The organism is Methylopila musalis (genome assembly GCF_042679725.1).
Lineage (GTDB): Bacteria > Pseudomonadota > Alphaproteobacteria > Rhizobiales > Methylopilaceae > Methylopila > Methylopila musalis.
In genome coordinates, this window is record NZ_JBHTMX010000304.1 from 1 (window position 1) to 2,283 (window position 2,283).

Sequence of the window (2,283 nt, forward strand, 5' to 3'; positions counted from 1 at the left end):
CCGCGCTGGAGACCGGCCGCGAGGGCGGCCTCGACGACGTAGCCTGGACGGCCGCGCCCCGCCGAGCGCCGGGCGCCGGCGAGGTGGCGATCGCGGTGGAGGCGGTCGGCCTCAACTTCCGCGACGTGATGTGGGCGCTCGGCCTGCTGCCGGAAGAGGCGCTGGAGGATGGCTTCGCCGGCCCCGGCCTCGGCATCGAATGCACCGGCGTGGTCACGGCCACGGGCGAGGGCGTGTCTCATCTCGCGCCCGGCGACCGGGTCGTCGCCTTCGCGTCCGGCGCCTTCGCGAGCCACGTGACGGTGCCCGAGATCGCGGTGGCGCCGCTGCCCGAGGGCGTCTCCTTCGAGGAAGGCGCCACGATCCCGGTCTGCTTCCTCACCGCCTATTACGCGTTCGTGGAGCTCGCCCGCATCCGCCGCGGCGAATGGGTGCTGATCCATGGCGGCGCCGGCGGCGTCGGCCTCGCGGCGCTGCAGATCGCGCTGTGGAAGGGCGCCAAGGTCATCGCCACCGCCGGCTCCGACGAGAAGCGCGACCTGCTGACCACGCTCGGCGCGACCCATGTGCTGTCGAGCCGCTCGCTGGAGTTCGCCGACGAGGTGAAGCGTCTTACCGGCGGCGAGGGCGTGGACGTGGTGCTGAACTCGCTGTTCGGCGAGGCCATGGAGCGCAGCGTCGGCGTGCTGAAGCCGTTCGGCCGCTTCCTGGAGCTCGGCAAGCGCGACTACTACGCCAACAGCCGGCTCGGCCTGCGCCCGTTCCGGCGCAACGTGTCCTATTTCGGCATCGACGCCGACCAGTTGCTGATCCACCGGCCGGAGCTCGGCCGCCGGCTGTTCCGGGACATCCTGGCGCTGTTCGCCAAGGGCGTGTTCGCGCCGCTGCCCTACCGCGCCTTCGCGGGACACGAGGTCAGCGACGCGTTCCGGCTGATGCAGCAGTCCGGCCATGTGGGCAAGATCGTGGTGCGCCCGGCGAGCCCGGCGGACCTGCCCGCCAAGGCGCCCGCCTTCCGCGCGGCGGAGGGCGTGCATGTGCTGGTGGGCGGCCTCGGCGGCTTCGGCCTCGCCACCGCCGAATGGCTGGTGGCGAACGGCGCGACCCGCCTCGCGCTGATCGGCCGGTCCGGCGCGGCCTCGCCCGCGGCGGCCGCCGGCGTGAAACGGCTCGAAAATGCGGGCGCAACCGTCAAGGTCTTCGCCTGCGACGCCGCCGACGAGGCGGCGCTGGCCGGGGCGCTCGACGAGACGCGGACCGCGCTCGGGCCGATCGGCGGCGTCTGGCACGTGGCCATGGTGCTCGAGGACGCGCTGCTCGCCAATCTCGACGCCGACCGCTTCGCGAAGGCGCTCCGCCCCAAGATCGACGGCGCCAAGGCGCTCGACCGGCTGACGCGGAGCGACCCTGTCCGGCAGTTCGTGGTCTATTCCTCCGCCACCACCGTGATCGGCAATCCGGGGCAGGCGAACTACGTCGCGGCCAACTCCTGGCTGGAGGCGCTGGTCCGCAACCGCTGCCGCGCGGGGCTGCCGGGCCTCGCCATCGCCTGGGGCGCGCTCGGCGACGTGGGCTATCTCGCCCGCACCGGCGAGGTGAAGGAGAAGATCCAGCGCCGGCTCGGCCACGCCACGCTGTCCGGCGCCGAGGCGCTGGCCGGGCTCGGAACCGTGCTGGCGCAGGGCGACGCCCGGCCCGAGACCGCGGTCGTCACCATCGCCCCGCTCGACTGGGCGGCGGCGCGGCGCGACCTCGCCTATCTCGCGGCGCCGACCTTCGCCGAGGTTCTGGCCGGGGCCGAGATGGGGCCGCAGGATTCCGTGGAGCAGATCGACCTCGCGGCGCTGGTGCGCGGCAAGGACGCCCGCGAGGCCCGCGACATCGTGGCGGAGATCCTCGCCGGCGAGGTGGCGCGCATCCTGAAGCTGCCCGCCAAGGAGATCTCGCCGCAGCGGCCGCTGGCCGAGCTCGGCATGGACTCGCTGATGGGCCTTGAGCTGCGCATGAGCGTGGAGCGCCGCTTCGACGTGGAGCTGCCGCTGGTGGCGATCGGCGACAGCACCACGCTGATCACCATCGCCCAGTCGGTGGTGGCCCGCATCCACGATCCGGACGCCGGCGCCGAGGCGGGCGCGGTCAACGCCGATCTCGCCCAGCGCCACATCGCCGACGACGTGGGCGAGGACGACCTCGCCGCCTTCGGCGCGGCGGTGGAGGAGCGGCGGGCGGCTCTCGGGCGGGCGGGCGCATGAGCGGTCGCGGCCGGGGACTGGGCGGCCTGTC

Annotated in this window: 1 protein-coding gene; it reads left to right on the forward strand. The window is 74.0% G+C overall.

All coding sequences use genetic code 11. From position 1 onward, the window contains the following. On the forward strand, positions 1 to 2,252 hold a 2,252-nt coding region (locus ACFQ4O_RS17010), incomplete at its 5' end, for an SDR family NAD(P)-dependent oxidoreductase (RefSeq protein ID WP_378777493.1). Positions 2,253 to 2,283 lie beyond the last annotated feature (31 nt).